This is a genomic window from Vibrio sp. 1402, assembly GCF_033340275.1.
On record NZ_JAWOWE010000169.1, the window covers coordinates 1 to 812 of the forward strand.

Here is an 812-nt window from a genome sequence, read left to right on the forward strand (position 1 = left end):
ATCATGTCATTGCAAGGCGTTACGAATGCCAAAGTCCTTTTTGCTACAGAAAAGTTAGTTGTCGATTTTGATGACCATTCTCTAAGTTCGATCATTGAACAAACAGCGCGCCAAACTGGTTTCCCGCTTTCTGCGCTGGATAAACCAAAGCAAAAGAAAGAGAACAAAGGCTGGTTCGGTTTTGTTCAAGACAATCTACAGATTTTATCGATCGCAGGTGCTATGGCATTTGCGGGCCTAGTCGCACGCATCAACCCTCAGCTTAGTAGCTGGATTTTTACTTTAACCTGTTTGCTGGGTTTGTATCCTATTGCCCGTAAGGCCGTCAAACTGGCTCGTGGTGGCACACCATTTGCCATTGAAACACTGATGAGTGTTGCTGCATTAGGTGCGTTGTACTTAGGTGAAACCGCAGAAGCCGCGATGGTGTTATTGCTCTTCCTTATTGGTGAAAAGCTAGAAGCATACGCATCGTCGCGAGCTCGAAGTGGCGTTCAGGCCTTAATGGATTTGGTACCAGAAAACCCCACGCTGATCATTGATGGTGTACGCAAAGAAGTACCAGCGTCTCAGCTTCAACCTGGGGACGTCATTGAAGTGGCACCTGGCGGTCGTTTGCCAGCTGATGGTGTATTGATGACGACGTTAGCCAGCTTTGATGAAAGTGCATTGACCGGTGAATCAGTTCCTGTTGAGCATGAAGAAGGCGGGAAAATCATGGCGGGGGCTGTGGTAGTCGATAAAGTAGTGCAGGTGCAAGTGACCTCCCGCCAAGGTGAAAATGCCATTGACCGCATCCTTCATTTGATTGA

General features: G+C 47.8%; 1 protein-coding gene. It reads left to right on the forward strand.

The window, feature by feature from the left end:
* The coding region (locus R7044_RS24865; RefSeq protein WP_225455954.1) for an HAD-IC family P-type ATPase at positions 1–812 on the forward strand (812 nt) is incomplete at both ends.